This window comes from Lyngbya sp. PCC 8106 (assembly GCF_000169095.1).
GTDB lineage: Bacteria > Cyanobacteriota > Cyanobacteriia > Cyanobacteriales > Microcoleaceae > Capilliphycus.
Genome location: NZ_AAVU01000004.1, coordinates 163056 through 179116, shown reverse-complemented (window position 1 = coordinate 179116; position 16061 = coordinate 163056). Strand labels below are relative to the sequence as shown.

Genomic DNA, 16061 nt, shown 5'->3' with positions numbered 1-16061 from the left:
CCGTATTGTAAGGGCGGGTTCCACCTAGATGTATGTTTTGACACTCCCACGCCGTAAACGGCGGGGATTCTTGGTTCAGCGAGTCCACTTAATACAGATAGGGCGACCTATCTATACCAGAGATGGACTCTCCTCAAGCGTTTTGCTCCATTTCATCAGCCTGTTTGGGTATGCCCTACCCTACAGTTCAAAACCTAAAATCTTGGTTTCTCTGTACTTGTTGCGTTGCGCGCTAATAAGCGTACAAGCTTTCCTGTACGGAACCCCATAACTTCAGTGCGTCAAGGTGCGCTGCCTTTTCGGCGACTGGGTTTTTAGTGTGGTTGATTACCCTTTCCACAAAAGAAAGTTTAGCATCAAGCCGTCCTCAAGGACGGGGCTTGTACCCCAATTTTTTCGGGTCAATAATCTTGTATCAACCTGCTCACAGTCACCCGTGGGAAAAGCTGTTCATCTGTTGAGTGGGTTCAGATAACTTGTGACTAAAAACACATACATTTTCGCGGAACCCGCCCCTACAAAATAACGATCAGGGCGGGCTTATTAATGTTGTTTGTCGGAGATCTAAAATATAGGCTGAATTGCCCTTACTGTCTCAGTTTCTCAGACCAAACTCGTGTCGGTAATCCCCAAATATAGATAAACCCTTCAGCCGCTTTGTGATCGAAGACATCTTCTGATCCGTAAGTTGCCAAATCCATGCTATAGAGGGAATTTGCAGATTGACGCCCAACCATGATCGCATTGCCCTTAAACAGTTTTACCCGCACAACTCCAGTCACTCTTTCTTGCGTCTGCTGAACAAAGGCATCGAGCGCTCCTTTCAACGGGCTAAACCACAAACCATTGTAAACAAGCTGGCTATAAGTTTCTTCAATTCCCCGCTTATAGCGCGTCACATCTGCCGTTAAGGTTAAACTTTCGAGATCCCGATGAGCATGAATTAACACCGTCATCGCCGGACATTCATAAATCTCGCGAGACTTAATCCCGACTAAACGGTTTTCAATCATGTCAATTCGTCCGACACCGTGATTACCTGACATTTGATTGAGCTTGGTAATCAAAGCCACCCCACCCAGAAATTCTCCGTTTAAACTGACGGGAATCCCTTTTTCAAAGCCAATTTCTACATATTCGGGTTCGTTGGGCGTGTCTTCAATCGCTTTGGTGAGGCGATAGACATCTTTGGGGGCTTCTACCCAAGGATCTTCCAGTGGCCCGGCTTCGATTGCCATTCCCAACAAGTTGCGGTCTAAGCTATAGGGAGAGGACTTTTTCACCGGAGACTGAATTCCGCATTTTTCCCCATAAGCAATCGTTTCTTCCCGACTCATTCCCCATTCTCGGGCGGGTGCGAGAATTTTCAGTTTCGGGTTGAGTGCGGTAATCGAAACATCAAAACGCACCTGATCATTTCCCTTTCCGGTACACCCGTGAGCAATCGCATCCGCCCCATATTTTTCGGCAGCTTCGACTAAAATTTGAGCAATCAGTGGACGAGCCAAAGCCGTTGAGAGAGGATAGCGATTTTCATAAAACGCATTGGCTTGAATGGCGGGAAAGGCGAACTCGTTGACAAATCTCTCCCGCACATCAATTACAAGAGACTCCTCGGCACCAGAATCAAGTGCTTTTTGCTTAATCGGTTCGAGTTCATCTCCCTGTCCTAAGTCAGCGGCTAGCGTGATGACTCCTTCGACTCCAAACTCATTTTTTAAATAGGGAATACAGACAGAGGTATCGACTCCACCGGAATAGGCTAATACAGCTTTCGTAGCGCGACCCATGAGTTGTTTACTCCTAACACAAGTTAAACTTTCATTATTCACCCATTTTTGGCGAGTGGTTGTCAGAGATGATGCAGATTTTTTAATCTCTGGTTTGTCGAGGCAAAAATCAAAGGTTAAGCTACGGTGATTATCGTCTCGGTTTAGACAAACAAATGAATGTCTAAATATACAATCGCTAGATAGGCAACTAACCAAATTATTAAGCTTAATTTAATCATCCGATCTTTCAGCACAATCCGATCCGGTTCTTCTCCAATCGCCAGAACTGTCACCATCCATTTATAGTGCATGACGGCATAGTAAACGATCGGCACCGTGATTACCAGTGAGGGATTTTTATCTGAGGCAATGGTAAACAACGCATAACACATAATCGTCATGGTTGCGGTGCTATTGAGTAAAGAATCTAAAAAAGGAAGGGTATATTGTTCTAAAACTGGACGTTGTTTATTGGCTTGACCCCGTTGATAAAAGAGTTGGAGATAATGTCGATTAACAAGAGGGGTTTGATGGGGTTGAAATTCTGATTCTAGATTTGATGTTAATTCAGAGTTAATATTTTGATTGAGAAGGGCTAAAAGTTCGGCTCGGCGTTTAGCAAATCCTAGAAAGAGAGTCAGAAAAAAGGTACAGAGGGTAATCCAAGCGGTGGGAATATCCCCTAAAGCATAGATTCCCGCTAAGAGTCGCAAGACAAAACCAAAGGCAATACAACTAACATCAAATAGAGGTTGATTTTTGAGATGGAGAGAATAAAAGATGTTATTGATAGCATAAAGTAACACACAGGTTAAAGTTGCCCATCCTAAATGAGAGGTTCCAACGATTGAAAATGTTGCTAAAAATAACCCGATACAAAAAGCGGTTTTAATCCTAATTTTGCCACTCGCAATTGGACGAAATCGTTTTTTAGGATGTCGGCGATCTCGTTCTACATCTTGAATATCGTTAAAGATATAAACGGCTGATGCCATTGCCGAAAATAAAGCAACGGTTAAACCACCCAAAAGGATAGACTGAGGTTCTAATAATCGTTCCCCAAAAATCACCCCGGCTAGACAGAAAAGGTTTTTTGTCCATTGATGAGGACGCAATAATTTAATGATCTCTAAACCTTGACTTTGTTGAGACTCTAGAGAAGAATCATCCTCTGAGATATCATTGGATTTCGCGGATAAAGAGATTTTTTCTTGATAAGTCTCTTTCATTTTTCGATCCTCGTTCACACCACTTAAATTTCGTTAAGAGATGATCATAATCCTGGCATTTCTTAACGTGACATGATTATAATCCCTGCGAGGATCATTCCTAACCCTATCCATTGATTAATCTCCAATCGTTCCCCGAAGAACCAACCTCCCGCCACCGCAATTAAACTAAATCCAATTCCAGCAAAAACGGGGTAAGCGACAGAAACGGGCAATTTTTCTAAGGCTTTGGCAAACAAAATCACGTTAATGCCATAAACCCCTAATCCAGCCAGAAACCAAGGAGACAACAGTAAGCCTAGAAGACTAGAATCTGTAGCAACTAAACGGGATTTTTTCAGAAGTAAACTCCCCATCGAGTTATTGATTGCTGCGATCAAAACAAAAGCCCAACCACTGAGATTTAAGTTCATATTATTGCCTGATTTTGACTGGGGTTAGCCTTCTTTTTAGTTTGGGTTTAAATCCGATATCAACAAATGACAGTAAAAAGAATAAACTCGGTGAAATTTTACGTCAACCTTAACCCCTTGAGGTAATTCCGCCCCTGAAATAAACCTGATAAAAACAGTCAAAAAATGCTGTTAGCCGGAGACTAGCAGCTATAATTTTAATGACAATTCTCTAACTGATTATTGGGTTTGAGAAAGGGTTCTGAAACATCTGTATTGTTTGATTCAGAAAAGAGAAAAGAGAATCAGTAGATCTCAAGTTAAAAAAAAAGTTTCCCCGTAAATTTTCTTCCCAAGTAACTGTTCTTTGTTGATAGTCTTCACGATCAGAAGGATAAATTGGTGGAACCCGAACATGAAGCGATCGTGCTAACAGCAGCCAACGCTGATCATTCGTAATATAACCAATTTCTACCAAATAATCGCGATCACTCATCGGTATAGAAATATGCCATTCACGCGCCAGTTCATCACACTCATAAAACTCAACACTATAAGGATCTTGAGTATCAAGATCAATCTCTGTCACATCACACACCCGTAAGGCGAGTTGTTTTCCTCCTTGTTGGCGTAACTTTTCTCGATCTTCATTGGGAATATCCCAATACACATAAATAAAGTTGGGATCAATCGGTAAAAGAACAATTTTTGTTTCACCATACCCTTCTGGTAACTTAGGCAACCCTTCATCGACTACTGCCAATTGTTCAATTGTCTCTGACTGTCCGAGATTAAATTTAGTTGCCGCAATATTAGATTGAGTTTCATCCTCGGAAAGCGTTTCTGGCGCCGAGGTTGAAGCTTTTGAAGGTTCTTCTACTAACTGAGGGCTTTCTATGGAGAATATTTCCACCTTATGAACCGACTTCGGTTGTTCTATTTTTGGAGAACTTATATTCGGTTGACTTGTCGTTTGAACTGTTTCTGCTGAGGGAATCTTTTGATCGAATTCTTGATGTTTAACTGATGTAGATGGGGGTTCGATCACAGCAGTTTCTTCTGTTGAAATCACATCTAAACCCGATTTAGTTGGGGGTTGTTCAACATTCGTAATTGTCTCGGTTTCTTCTGGCTGATCTTCTGGAGAAGGTTCAATTTTATCAGTCGGTTCAGGCGTTTCTACTTCCGGTTTGTCCTCAGCTTCATCCTCAGCTTCATCGGTTGTTTGTGGGGGTTTTTCTGGCCAGGGAAAATCCCAGGGAAAGTGTATATAAGTGGAACGAACTAACTTTAACCAACGACCTTCTTCTGTAACGTAGCCGATTTCTGCAATATAATCCCGTTCTTTCATCGGCACATGGATATATAACTCTTTAGCCGACTCCTCACATTCATACTCTTGCAAGCTGTGAGGCTTTTGAACATCCATGTCGATAAAAGTCACATCGTAGAAACGCAGTGCAAACTGTTGTCCTCCCTGTTGGCGTATTTGCTGTCTATCTTCGTCGAGGATATTCCAATAAGCATACAAGTTCTCGGGATCATGAAGTTCGAGAACAATCCAGCTTTTGTGATCACTGAGAGAGGATTCTTCCTCTGAAGCCTCTGCTGAAGCCTCTACAATGCTAGAAGCCACTTTGGAATGTTTGGGTGTCGCTGGCTGAGATGTCTCTGTCTGGGGTCGAGGAACATCTGTCATTGAACTGATTGTATCTGTTGTCTGCTTGATGTCTTGGGCGCTGTCTGATCTAGAATCCGAGGCAGAATCTGAACCGTTGTCAATTTCTGGAAAAGCCATTCCTGCTATTGCTCCGCCAACTCGCGTAGAACTATCTGCTGTTGAGTCTAGAGTATCAGAAGTTGCCGCACTGATGTTTTCTATTTCTAGAGTTTCGGTGTATAAAGACGGATTAACGGCTTCACTCGCCTCTACGGTGGCTTTGATCTCGTCTACTTCTTGGGGTTCGTTGACAGTATCGAGAGATTCTGTACTCCCGACGGACGCCACTCCACCTGTTAAGGCGACATTTTCTGTTTCTGTTAAATTGTCTGTTAAGTTTTCTGTGATTCTTTCTTCTTGGTCTGCAAAATTAGTGATAATTTCTGAATCGGTGTGTTCTGTTTCGGGAGATTGAATCTGATTTTCTTCTAACGTCTTTACAGGTTCTGCGATCGCAGAATTAATTGTCAGTTCTTCTGATAAAATAGTTTTGGTTTGGTCGTCTTGTGTTTCAGTTTCTGAGTCTGTTTCTGAGTCTAAGAATATGGGTTCGGGTAAAGGTTGTGTAGATTTCAACTCATCAATCTGATGATTGTCTGATTCTGGAGTTACTGACAGTATTAAGCTTGGTTCGGCTGCTTCAATCTGATTATTTGCTTGCTCTGCTAACGGTTCATTCTCCACTGCTGAAAATATGATTTCTTCTTCCTGAACTTCTGTAAGATTTTCAGGGGCTGCTTGAGTTTCGTCAAGACGGCTAGCTTCTAGATCTTGGAATTGAGAACTTTTCTCGACCTCATTCTCAACGGCTGAAACGTCCTCGGTTTTTTCTTCTGTATCGTGCCAAAGATCTGCTTCTAAGTCGTGATCTTGATAACGTTCTATCACTTGATTGTCGATAACAACAAACGGTTCACTCCTAATTTCTGAAAGGATTGTTTCTTCGTTCTCTTGTTTTAAAACTTCTTCTGAATTTTCTGAATTCTCGTTAATATTCCCTGATTTTGAGTGATTAAATTGATAACTTTCTGAAACAGAATCAGTCTCAGAAATCGTTTTTGTTGCTGAATGAGTTGTTTCTAACGCTTGATTTTCCGATTGAGGAGTTGTGGATAAAGGTTGATGATTTTTTGTAATCGGTTCAGACTGTGAAGAACGATTTCTCAGCATCCAAACTGAAACCAAACCGAATATAATTAAGATCGGTATTAATCCCCATAACCCAATCGGTATTTGTGGAACTTCGGAGTTAGCAGGTTGTTGAGTTTGTGGATATTCTTCAATTGGGCTATTAGACTGTTGAGAAATAATTGTCGAGGAGATGTTGATCGGGCGATTCATAACGGGGGAAACAGTCGGACTCATTGCGATTGTATCCGTTAGATGTGTTGAGATTGCCCAATTTGAAAAAGTCAGTTTTGTCTCGACTGCTGACACAGGGGTTATGTGAGTCAACCCTAAAAAAGCTTGAGGTCTAAAAACTAGATATTGATCCGCCAAGTCACTGTATTGAGAAAGCGGAAAAGAGTCTGCTAAAAAGTAGAGTTGCGTTTGGGGCATCACGGGAAGATTAAGGTGATCGGGGTTTAGCACTTCCGAAGCGATCGCATTGCTAATCTTACCATCTAAAAGCTATAAAGTCTTGTCTTTTCGCGATGATTTAGAAATATTGGTCTAGAACTTAACGAAAATACCCAACAATTATACACCCCGATCTGTTGATCTGGGGTGCTTGCTTGATCATTTTTTTGTGGATTAGCCGGATATAGATTGTTCTTGGTGCGTCTCTTGTTCGTTGTTGCGGTGTGGAAATTTGTTTTGATATCTTTTTAACAAGTTGAGAACGCTAACTCGATTTAATGTAAGCGATGCCAAAAACAACTTAGTAAAGACCTCAACTTGATCAAGTATTGATTTCTAAGACTTTTCCTCTGGTGCTTCTTCGCTTGCATTCGGGGAAGATTGATACAAACTATCGAGCTGAGTACGAGCATCTTGCATGGAGAAAGAACGCATCACCAGTAACGGCTCTCTAACCATATTACCAGAATCATCGAGGAGTTCAGGATGGTCAGCATTTCTCAATATACCCGATGAGTCGCGATAGGTATTTCGAGGCATTGGAGGTCGCTGAGATTCCATACCTACAACAATCAAACTGTGAATCAAATTACGCACAGCCAGAAATGCAAGAATTGTAAAAGCCAGGATGTAAATCAAATGTAACATCGTATTCTCCTTTGAATTTATGAGTCTGCTAGTGGAAGTAACAAAGATTTTTAAAAATGAATAATCAGTAAATCACAATCAGCTTAACGGTCGTCAACTTAAATCGGCACTATATAGATTTTGACATACTCTTACCCTTACATACCGGGACTGAGTAATGATATCTATCTCTACAGATCCAGCCAGAAGACTATTTAGATCACGTACAACCCCGAACCTGGTCAAACAGCCTACTGCTCACTTCAATGATATTGAGTTAATGTCTCCAAAATTGCTAATTCGACAATTTTCTCCCTCTCAAGTCCTAGCTTTCTACACCTTTAGACTGTTCTAAGCGAAAACGAGTAGAAATCTGCCAGCATTCTGTCAGAAGTTTATGCCAAGGCATTAATACGGTCATTTCCACGCCGACTTGACCATCGGTAGCCTGAAACAAGACTTTAGCCGTCGTTACTTCTTGTTGAGCGTGCTTCACCCGGTCTAGCAAATCGATTTGCTGTTTTTCACTCAAAAATGAAATCTCTTCTGTTTCCAGCAGATTTCGTGAACGCTCAAACCAGTATTGAAAATCTTCTAACAGAGGTTGCAGTATTGTTTTGAGGAGTTCGGGTTCAGGTAGGTTGGGACTGAGCATGAATCGTTGTTCTGCGACTTACTAACATCTAATCTTAACACTCTTTAAGTTTTGTAACATTTTTTTTAAGAAATCTTTCAGAATACAGACTGTTTTCCAGAAGTCTGGTCAGGAGTCTGGTGTCCGTCTGGGGTTGAGTGCAAGCTGAGATCTGTCGATTGTGAGCAAGAATGATAGGATAAGAGAAAATTGTACCTGTCAAAAACAAGTAAATCGGTAGAGTTGGATGGCTTTCTGGAAAACCCAAACCTAGATCCACCCAAGCTACAATTTGTCAACAATATACTCCAGTGATCGATGGCTACCGCAGAGTCAAACGCTTCTCCCGAACAGCCCGAAAAAATCCATTTACCGAAAACGAGCGAATCGGAAACCCTAAAAAAGATTCGCCATACCGCGTCTCATATCATGGCGATGGCAGTTCAGAAGCTCTTTCCCAAGGCTCAGGTAACGATCGGCCCTTGGATAGAAAACGGCTTCTATTATGATTTTGACAGTCCAGAGCCATTTACCGAAAAAGATCTCAAAGCCATTCAAAAAGAAATGGCAAAGATTATCAAGCGCAAATTACCTGTGGTGCGCGAAGAACTCTCCCGTGAGGAAGCCAAACGTCGCATAGAAGAACTCGGAGAACCCTACAAACTAGAGATTTTAGAGGGTTTAGAAGATCCGATTACCATTTATTACCTCGGCGACGGGTGGTGGGACTTGTGTGCAGGCCCTCATGTGGAAAATACCGCTGATATTCATCCTAAAGCCATTGAACTGGAAAGTTTAGCCGGAGCTTATTGGCGAGGGGATGAAACCAAAGCCCAACTTCAACGGATTTACGGGACGGCTTGGGAAACTCCCGAACAACTGGCTGAATACAAACGCCGCAAGGAAGAAGCTTTAAAACGGGATCACCGGAAACTCGGTAAAGAATTAGGACTATTTATTTTTGCTGATGTCGTCGGGCCAGGTTTGCCGTTGTGGACTCCCAAGGGAACTGTCCTGCGAAGCACTTTAGAAGATTTCCTGAAAAAAGAACAACTCAAACGGGGCTATTTACCTGTTGTTACGCCCCATATTGGCCGAATTGATTTGTTTAAAGCATCGGGACATTGGCAGCAATATCGTGAAGATATGTTTCCGATGATGGCAGAAGATGAGGAAGCTGCCAAGTTAGAACAGGGGTTTGTTCTCAAACCGATGAACTGTCCGTTTCATATCCAAATCTACAAGAGTGAATTACGCTCTTACCGAGAACTTCCGATCCGACTCGCTGAATTTGGGACAGTCTACCGTTATGAACAGTCAGGAGAACTCGGAGGATTAACTCGGGTTCGTGGGTTTACCGTCGATGATTCTCATTTATTTGTGACTCCCGAACAGCTAGAAAGTGAATTCTTAAATGTTGTCGATCTGATCTTGTCTGTTTTTGGCAAATTAAAACTGAGTAACTTTAAGGCGCGACTGAGTTTCCGTGATCCCGAGTCAGACAAATATATCGGTTCTGATCAGGTTTGGAACAAAGCTGAATCAGCCATCACAAAAGCGGTAGAAACCCTGGAGATGGATCATTTTCTCGGCATAGGAGAAGCGGCATTTTATGGCCCGAAACTCGACTTTATCTTTCAGGATGTCCTTGATCGAGAGTGGCAACTGGGAACGGTACAGGTTGATTATAATTTGCCGGAACGGTTTGATTTAGAATATGTAGCCGAAGATGGAACTCGTCAACGTCCTGTGATGATCCACCGAGCGCCCTTTGGTTCTCTCGAACGCTTAATCGGGATTTTGATCGAACAATACGCGGGAGATTTTCCCCTGTGGTTGGCTCCGATACAAGTGCGGTTATTAGCAGTCAGTGATGAGTTTTTAACTTATACCCAAGAGGTTGTAGAGAAAATGCGATCGCTGGACATTCGCGCTGAGGTTGATAGGAGCCGGGAACGGTTAGGAAAACAAATTCGCAACGCCGAAAAGGAAAAAATCCCAGTCATGGCAATTATCGGAGCAAAAGAGGTTGAGGCTAATAGTCTGAGTATTAGAACCCGCGCCTCGGGTGAATTGGGGACGCTCCCAGTCGATGAGGTTTGTCAACGGATACAAAATGCGATCGCCAATTTTGAAGACTTCTAAACTGGGAAAAAAAGACCCTAATAAATGCTGACCAATGGGGATAAATTTGATATCATCGATTTGCAAGTGATGGAAGTTGCTGATGCTAGGATCTCCCTCTGGGGAAAACTACTCAGTCAACGACCTCCTGCATGGACTACCTTCTAAATGGGAATGGAAGCTGAACTCTCTCGTTCATTAGGGGTGCAATATCATTTGAGGAATATTATGTTTCCCATGAGTATAAATTTGTAAGGTAATATTACGACTTTTGGGGATAAAAATCGCTGGAACATTGTATTTGAAGGACTGTATTGTGCATCGTGAAGTTAAGGGGATCGGGTATAATAGACTTAGACAAATTTAATTAAAACAAACTAATATGAGTGCAACCAAGAAAGAAATAGAGTCTTTGTTGAAGCATTTACCCGATGACTGTTCCCTTGAAGATGTCCAATATCACCTCTATGTAATTGAAAAATTTCGGCATGGAATTGCTGTTTTGGATACAGCGCGAAAAATGACACAAGATGAAGCAGAAGGTTTACTGAGTAAATGGATTATCAAGTAGTTTGGTCGCCAAAAGCCTTAGATGATATTGATGCTATTGCTGCCTATATTGCCAGAGATTCTGTCTCTTACGCAGCGGCAGTTGTGCAACGCATCATTGAGGCAACTCGTGAGTTGAGTGATTGTCCACTATCGGGCAATATCATTCAAGAGTTTGGTGATGAAACTATTCGAGAGCAACCTGCTTATAGCTATCGAATTTTATATCAAGTTAAGGATGAGACTGTGACGGTGGCTGCCATCGTTCATGGAAAACGATTATTAAAGTTATAGTTACAGAACAGTTAACCTCTCTCAAATCTATTAGTAAGAGAGAGGGATTTCTCATTCTAAAACTCAATTCTCAATGCTCAATTAGGGGTACAAATACAGTACCCCTATATTGTTTGAAAGAAAACAGAAGTTAATTAAACAAATGCGCCGCCATTAACCCGACGAACACCAATCACAGCCGGCTTGGGTGGGCCATTTGGATCTCCTTGAATATTACTCGGCCAGTTACTACCCCGAGGAACTAACCGCTCTTGGTTAAACAAATTACCGTCTAAACTCAACATGGGAATAGAACGACTCAGTTTCACACCATCACCGAGGGGAACATCTTCACCCGGATGCTGAACCGCCAGAAGTAAGGTTTCACTCTGTCCTGCTGCATTACGGATAAAGTATGGCCCTGTCATTTCGCACCGGACTGGGCCGTAGGCAAAAGGAATCACTTCACCTGCCATTGCACCACTCATCGGAATGACAAACAGCCAGTTATTGCCAAATACCCCCGATAAATTCCCCGCAGATCCGGTTGTCGTATGGTCAATCTCTCGCGCTTCCGGATTAGCCCCCGTTGTAAACCCATTGTGGTTACTGGTAGACATATCCGTTACGCCCCAAACGTTACCCTGGCTGTCAAACTCCAGGTTATCCACATTGGCATAACCTGCACCACTTAATGCTCCGCCTTCGCCCCCTTTGGCAATGTTTTGCCAGGTAAACGTCAGAGATGCAGGATCGTTGCCATCTTCAACGATTTTGTACAAACCCCCGGAGGTTTGAGGAGCTGTGATATCGGGCGTGTACTTACTGACAATAAAAATACGAGAGTCTGGATAACCATCACCACCCGGTTCTCCATCGGTGTAAGCCACGAAGATTTCCCCAGTCATCGGATTGATATCCACATCCTCTGGGCGAGCGGTGGGAGTTCCTCCGACTAAATTAGCAGCCAAGAAAGCATCAACTAAAACAGCCCCTTGAGAAGTGTAGAAATCGGCTAAAGTTTTCCCTTGATAGTCGGGTAATGCCGTGGCTTCGTTGGTGAGGTCAACAATTAAAGAACCGCCATCTTCAGTTTCTCCAGCAATTCCCGCCCGTTTAGGTAAACGAACTCGACCATCTCGTTGAGCTTCTCCACGGAACTGCAACTCAACGGAGGCAATTTCACTGGGAACATTAGGATTAGTTGGAGTTTGTAAATTGACTGGAATCCATTCTCCCGTACCATCAGCATTCAGCTTGGCAACATAGAGCGTTCCGAGTTCAAATAAAGAACTGTTGACAGCCGCAGTCGGAGACTCAACCACACCAGAACTGACAAATTTCCAAGTATGTCCACCTCGACGGTCATCTCCCATATATCCCACAAGCGGACGACCCGGTTCAACGCGAAAAGCAATATTTTCGTGACGGAAACGACCTAAATAGGTATGTTTGCGGGGACGGAAGTTCGGATCGCTCGGGGCGACTTCCACCATCCAGCCGTACTTTTCGCCCACCATACCAAATTCGGCCCCGGCAGTACCTTCGACGTATCCAGTTTGGGTACCGTTGGGGAGAACCCCTTCTTGAACACCCATGAAGAAGTTTTCTGAACCCTGGAAGTTTTCTTCTGCGGTGAGAATCGTTCCCCAAGGGGTCGTGCCGCCTGAACAGTTAGCAAAAGTACCGATAACCCGGTTTCCTAACCCGTCGGAACTTAAAGGGAAGACTTCTGCCGCCGCAGGCCCAGTTCCGACTAAGAAGTTAGCGTCTCCTTGGCGACTTCCCCAGGAGGTGACATTTTGATAGCCGTCGCTGCGTTCAGCGTTAATTCCTAAACCAGAAAGTCCGTGAATGCGTCGGTTGAAAGGATTTCCAGACTCTACTGCAAAACGACCATCCGCCCCTTTTCTCATAAAGATGATCGATCCACCCAAGTTGTAGAAGAATTCACCCAAAGTATCTCGGTTCCGAGTGGATAAATCTATACCGAGTACAGCCGGAGCCGTTGAACCAAATGGTGCTAAATCTTCGTCTGCACCCGGTGCAACAGGTGAGATGGGGTAGGAAACATATTCGTGGTTAACCCACAGGAAACCTTCAGAGAAGTCTGAACTGGTGGGGATAAAGCTGGTGTAGTCGTTGTTGTAACCGAAGTAATCGTTGGAATCTGGGAATACGCGATCGCCCCAACTGATGATTACATAGCGTTCAAACTCTGGCGGAACGACGACATCATCAAAGACTTCGTAGGATGACAAGTTGAGATCTTGTCCGGCAGAAAGCATTCCCATACCAGTCGGAGTGGTACTCCCATTTCCCCCAGTGGGAACGGCACTCGCCATTTGAGTGTATGCCGTCAGGGGATGCGGTAGCTTGACTGGTGTAAAGGAGGAGGAGGCTTGAGCTTGAGCAATACTACCGTTTGTGCCGAACAAGCTGGATTCGATTTTAGGAGTTAGTGTTGTGGCCGCAGCACTGCTGCCAAAGAAAATTAGGAATTGCCGACGAGTGAATTTAGACATTGAAATTTAACTCTCTTTTCTCTCTGTTGCTGTAGAGAGGGTAGATGACTGATTTCTACTCTCATGGCGAGTTGAAGTGAGTCAAAAAAACTTGCACTTTCCGGAATGGATTCCCCAGGTTATGAAGGATATATAGAGGTTGCCCTATTGATTGCTAGGTTGAGAATCCTAAATTACACCCGTTACTCAGTTTGATTGATTCATTCAACTCGCACGTAAACCTCTAACATCTTATTGCTAGATATTTAAGATTTGTTAAAAAAAACATTAACTAAAAAGTAATTAAATTCTGGTAAATAAAAGGTTAAGTCATATCAAAAAAATTGAATTTATTGCCCCAGAATTGAGGGAGTTTTCAGTAGTATTTTGAGCAAAATATTTCTACTGATGCTCTAATCATCTCGAAAGCCGGGATCATTTTCTTGCGGGCTACGACGAGGAGTGGAACGGGGTTCAAGGCGAATAATATTGGGGGATTCGTTTATATTGGGAAAAGGTTGGGGAGATGTTGTCTGAGTCGGTCGAGAAGGAGACACCGGGGAAGTTGACGGTTGAGAACGGGTTTGTTGAGTGTTGGGTTGAGGACGGGTTCTCGGACTAGAAGCAGAACGTGTCGCTGACTCATTGGGAGTGGCTTGGTTGTAACCGAGTAGAGACTCTGAACGGATGAAATATCTTGTCAACTCGGAAACATCGCTGTTGGCTTGCCATTGACTACGAGTTACTCTAGCCCTTAAAATCGGTACAGTTTGACCTCCTCGTTCACCGAGAATCATAATTGTCATAGATTCGAGGGTTGAGTTTTCTTGAAATGCTTGTTCGATAGATTGTTTGGCTAGAGTTTCTGCTTTTTGAACTAACACGTTGTAGGAAGGAGTGTTAGCATCAATCGTGAGATGACGTTCATCAGCTTGAGCAACAGCAATAGAACTCAAGAAGTAACAGTTAATCAGAGTTAGAAAAGTAATCTTTAACAGGCGATTGAAAACCCACATGGAAGCACTAAAATTTTACAAAGCAACACAGGAGGAGTATAACAACTTCAAATTAAATTTCTGTTAAAATTGGGTTAAGTTAAGAGTGTATCTGGTAACTGATGGGTTGATTGTTAGTTTTCTGGGTTGATTCTTCTTAAGTTACTGGTTAGATTAGGGAGTTGTAGATGGAATATTTACCTGATTTATCAAAATTACCAATTCCCCAGGATGACAGGGCGTGTAATCACCTGTTGGGTGAAAGATTACCTCAATTAACACTCACTTCTACTGGCGGTAATCAATTAGACTTATCAACTCTTTTGGGAAAGGTTGTTCTTTACTGTTATCCCATGACGAAGCAACCTAATGTACCCATACCCGATGGATGGGAACAGATACCGGGCGCTGCGGGTTGTACTTGGCAATCTTGTGCTTTTCGGGATTATCATGCTGAATTACAAACTCTGGGAGTGCAGGTATACGGACTTAGTACACAAGACTCATCATCCCAACAAGAAGCAGTTGAACGACTGCACTTGCCTTTTGAACTTCTCAGCGATGCAGATTTTTTACTGACAACCTCATTAAAATTACCTACCTTTGAAGTAGAGGGAAAACGATTAATTAAGCGACTCACCCTAATTGCAGATAATGGAAAAATTGTTAAAGTCTTTTATCCCGTTTTCCCACCCGACAAAAATGCACAAGAAGTCATAGAATGGCTCGTGCAGAATACTGTCTAAAGCAGAATAGAAGCACATCAATAACAATAAGCTGAGTTAGGCTGTGTTTGAAGATTAGCTAAAATAAGAGTAATTCCTACGAATGGATAACTGACATGGCAACCGCAGCGCGTGTTATTCATAGTGATCCTGACATCTTAGGTGGAACCCCTGTTTTTGTTGGAACTCGTGTACCTATGAAAACTCTGCTTGATTATCATAACAGCACAACCCCTCAAACCTGTAACTTAAGCTGCTTGGGAAAAACTGCGGGCAGTAAAAACCCAGCGCGAATCTAAGGTATAATTTGATTAAACTGAACACCCTGCTAGGTTTCTAAGACCTGTGCTAATGTCTAAATAGATCCAGCTTTTAAATTTATGACTGTTTTAGCACAAGAGATTCTTAATACTTTTGATCGCTTACCTGATGCAGAGCAACTTGAGGTTGCGGTAGAAATTTTGAGGCGGCTTGTCCATTTGGATTTTCCACCGTTGACAGATGAAGACTTGGTTTTAAATGCTGAGGAGTTATTCTTAACACTCGATCAGCAAGAAGCAGATTATGAGTAGTCCTGAACGTGGCGAAGTTTGGCTTGTTGATCTGGGTTATGTTGCCAAAGTTAGACCCTGTTTGGTGGTCAGTATTCCTGCTTTCGAGCAAGATCGAGCGTTAGCAACTCTAGTTCCTCATACAACGAGTCCGAGAGGTTCACGTTTTGAGGTAGATGTTAAAGCTAAATTCTTGAAGTCTGGTGTCTTCGATGTGCAGAATATTATTACCATTCCTCACGCAAAACTCCTCAGAAAACTGGGTGAATTAAACTCGGAACAGTTAGGAAAAATTGAAGAGACTTTGTTGTTGTGGCTGGGATTTCCGAAGACAGCTTCCGATAAAGATGAACTCTAAAACTGATTAGCAACCTAAATTTTTAAG

General features: G+C 42.8%; 15 protein-coding genes. 7 read left to right on the top strand and 8 right to left on the bottom strand.

The features are described from left to right. Positions 1-587: 587 nt before the first annotated feature. The 6 genes from L8106_RS04445 to L8106_RS04415 form a co-directional block, all read right to left on the bottom strand. The gene (locus tag L8106_RS04445; RefSeq protein WP_009783008.1) at positions 588-1790 is read right to left on the bottom strand and encodes an argininosuccinate synthase; all 1203 of its coding nucleotides are present in this window, start codon (positions 1788-1790) and stop codon (positions 588-590) included. A 143-nt stretch (positions 1791-1933) separates the two neighbouring features. Beyond that, positions 1934-3001: a UbiA prenyltransferase family protein gene (locus L8106_RS04440; protein ID WP_009783007.1), complete on the bottom strand. Its 1068-nt coding sequence runs from the start codon at positions 2999-3001 to the stop codon at positions 1934-1936. Between the two features lie 62 nt (positions 3002-3063). Beyond that, positions 3064-3414 carry a multidrug efflux SMR transporter gene (locus tag L8106_RS04435; RefSeq protein WP_009783006.1) on the bottom strand — a complete coding sequence of 117 codons (351 nt, stop codon included), beginning with the start codon at positions 3412-3414 and terminating at the stop codon, positions 3064-3066. 211 nt (positions 3415-3625) lie between these two features. Continuing rightward, positions 3626-6673: a DUF4912 domain-containing protein gene (locus L8106_RS33465; RefSeq protein WP_009783005.1), complete on the bottom strand. Its 3048-nt coding sequence runs from the start codon at positions 6671-6673 to the stop codon at positions 3626-3628. 357 nt (positions 6674-7030) lie between these two features. Continuing rightward, a complete protein-coding gene (locus L8106_RS04420; RefSeq protein ID WP_009783004.1) occupies positions 7031-7342 on the bottom strand; it encodes a DUF2973 domain-containing protein in 312 nt (103 codons plus the stop codon). A 304-nt stretch (positions 7343-7646) separates the two neighbouring features. Then, complete coding sequence (locus L8106_RS04415; protein ID WP_009783003.1) at positions 7647-7976, bottom strand: DUF2605 domain-containing protein; 330 nt, start codon at positions 7974-7976, stop codon at positions 7647-7649. 297 nt (positions 7977-8273) lie between these two features. Between L8106_RS04415 and thrS the strand changes: the two genes are divergently transcribed. The 3 genes from thrS to L8106_RS04400 all read left to right on the top strand — a co-directional run bounded on the left by thrS (position 8274) and on the right by L8106_RS04400 (position 10922). After that, positions 8274-10100, top strand: coding sequence for a threonine--tRNA ligase (gene thrS, locus L8106_RS04410; protein WP_009783002.1), 1827 nt, complete (start codon positions 8274-8276; stop codon positions 10098-10100). Positions 10101-10461: 361 nt separating this feature from the next. Next, positions 10462-10650 carry a hypothetical protein gene (locus L8106_RS04405; RefSeq protein WP_009783001.1) on the top strand — a complete coding sequence of 63 codons (189 nt, stop codon included), beginning with the start codon at positions 10462-10464 and terminating at the stop codon, positions 10648-10650. After that, positions 10635-10922, top strand: a complete 288-nt coding sequence (locus tag L8106_RS04400) for a type II toxin-antitoxin system RelE/ParE family toxin (RefSeq protein ID WP_009783000.1) — start codon at positions 10635-10637, stop codon at positions 10920-10922. Before L8106_RS04405 ends, L8106_RS04400 begins: the two co-directional genes overlap by 16 nt. 134 nt (positions 10923-11056) lie before the next feature. Here L8106_RS04400 and L8106_RS04395 read toward each other — a convergent pair whose 3' ends face one another. Both L8106_RS04395 and L8106_RS29350 read right to left on the bottom strand, forming a co-directional pair. Beyond that, positions 11057-13426 carry a PhoX family phosphatase gene (locus L8106_RS04395; RefSeq protein ID WP_009782999.1) on the bottom strand — a complete coding sequence of 790 codons (2370 nt, stop codon included), beginning with the start codon at positions 13424-13426 and terminating at the stop codon, positions 11057-11059. A gap of 392 nt (positions 13427-13818) precedes the next feature. After that, on the bottom strand, positions 13819-14421 hold the full coding sequence (locus tag L8106_RS29350) for a hypothetical protein (protein ID WP_009782998.1): 603 nt from the start codon (positions 14419-14421) through the stop codon (positions 13819-13821). Between the two features lie 167 nt (positions 14422-14588). On the opposite strand from L8106_RS29350, the gene L8106_RS04385 reads away from it, so the two are divergent. The 4 genes from L8106_RS04385 (at position 14589) to L8106_RS04370 (ending at position 16034) form a co-directional block, all read left to right on the top strand. After that, entirely contained in the window at positions 14589-15146 is a 558-nt protein-coding gene (locus L8106_RS04385; RefSeq protein WP_009782997.1) for a peroxiredoxin, read from the top strand. 95 nt (positions 15147-15241) lie between these two features. After that, entirely contained in the window at positions 15242-15424 is a 183-nt protein-coding gene (locus tag L8106_RS34165; RefSeq protein ID WP_009782996.1) for a DUF433 domain-containing protein, read from the top strand. Positions 15425-15505: 81 nt separating this feature from the next. After that, positions 15506-15697 carry a hypothetical protein gene (locus L8106_RS04375; protein ID WP_009782995.1) on the top strand — a complete coding sequence of 64 codons (192 nt, stop codon included), beginning with the start codon at positions 15506-15508 and terminating at the stop codon, positions 15695-15697. After that, complete coding sequence (locus tag L8106_RS04370) at positions 15690-16034, top strand: type II toxin-antitoxin system PemK/MazF family toxin (RefSeq protein ID WP_009782994.1); 345 nt, start codon at positions 15690-15692, stop codon at positions 16032-16034. Before L8106_RS04375 ends, L8106_RS04370 begins: the two co-directional genes overlap by 8 nt. Positions 16035-16061: the final 27 nt, after the last annotated feature.

Bases quoted from the DNA above. Each gene is read 5' to 3' on its own strand.
- L8106_RS04445 (WP_009783008.1), bottom strand. From the start codon at position 1,790: ATGGGTCGCGCTACGAAAGCTGTATTAGCCTATTCCGGTGGAGTCGAT.
- L8106_RS04440 (WP_009783007.1), bottom strand. From the start codon at position 3,001: ATGAAAGAGACTTATCAAGAAAAAATCTCTTTATCCGCGAAATCCAAT.
- L8106_RS04435 (WP_009783006.1), bottom strand. From the start codon at position 3,414: ATGAACTTAAATCTCAGTGGTTGGGCTTTTGTTTTGATCGCAGCAATC.
- L8106_RS33465 (WP_009783005.1), bottom strand. From the start codon at position 6,673: ATGCCCCAAACGCAACTCTACTTTTTAGCAGACTCTTTTCCGCTTTCT.
- L8106_RS04420 (WP_009783004.1), bottom strand. From the start codon at position 7,342: ATGTTACATTTGATTTACATCCTGGCTTTTACAATTCTTGCATTTCTG.
- L8106_RS04415 (WP_009783003.1), bottom strand. From the start codon at position 7,976: ATGCTCAGTCCCAACCTACCTGAACCCGAACTCCTCAAAACAATACTG.
- thrS (WP_009783002.1), top strand. From the start codon at position 8,274: ATGGCTACCGCAGAGTCAAACGCTTCTCCCGAACAGCCCGAAAAAATC.
- L8106_RS04405 (WP_009783001.1), top strand. From the start codon at position 10,462: ATGAGTGCAACCAAGAAAGAAATAGAGTCTTTGTTGAAGCATTTACCC.
- L8106_RS04400 (WP_009783000.1), top strand. From the start codon at position 10,635: ATGGATTATCAAGTAGTTTGGTCGCCAAAAGCCTTAGATGATATTGAT.
- L8106_RS04395 (WP_009782999.1), bottom strand. From the start codon at position 13,426: ATGTCTAAATTCACTCGTCGGCAATTCCTAATTTTCTTTGGCAGCAGT.
- L8106_RS29350 (WP_009782998.1), bottom strand. From the start codon at position 14,421: ATGTGGGTTTTCAATCGCCTGTTAAAGATTACTTTTCTAACTCTGATT.
- L8106_RS04385 (WP_009782997.1), top strand. From the start codon at position 14,589: ATGGAATATTTACCTGATTTATCAAAATTACCAATTCCCCAGGATGAC.
- L8106_RS34165 (WP_009782996.1), top strand. From the start codon at position 15,242: ATGGCAACCGCAGCGCGTGTTATTCATAGTGATCCTGACATCTTAGGT.
- L8106_RS04375 (WP_009782995.1), top strand. From the start codon at position 15,506: ATGACTGTTTTAGCACAAGAGATTCTTAATACTTTTGATCGCTTACCT.
- L8106_RS04370 (WP_009782994.1), top strand. From the start codon at position 15,690: ATGAGTAGTCCTGAACGTGGCGAAGTTTGGCTTGTTGATCTGGGTTAT.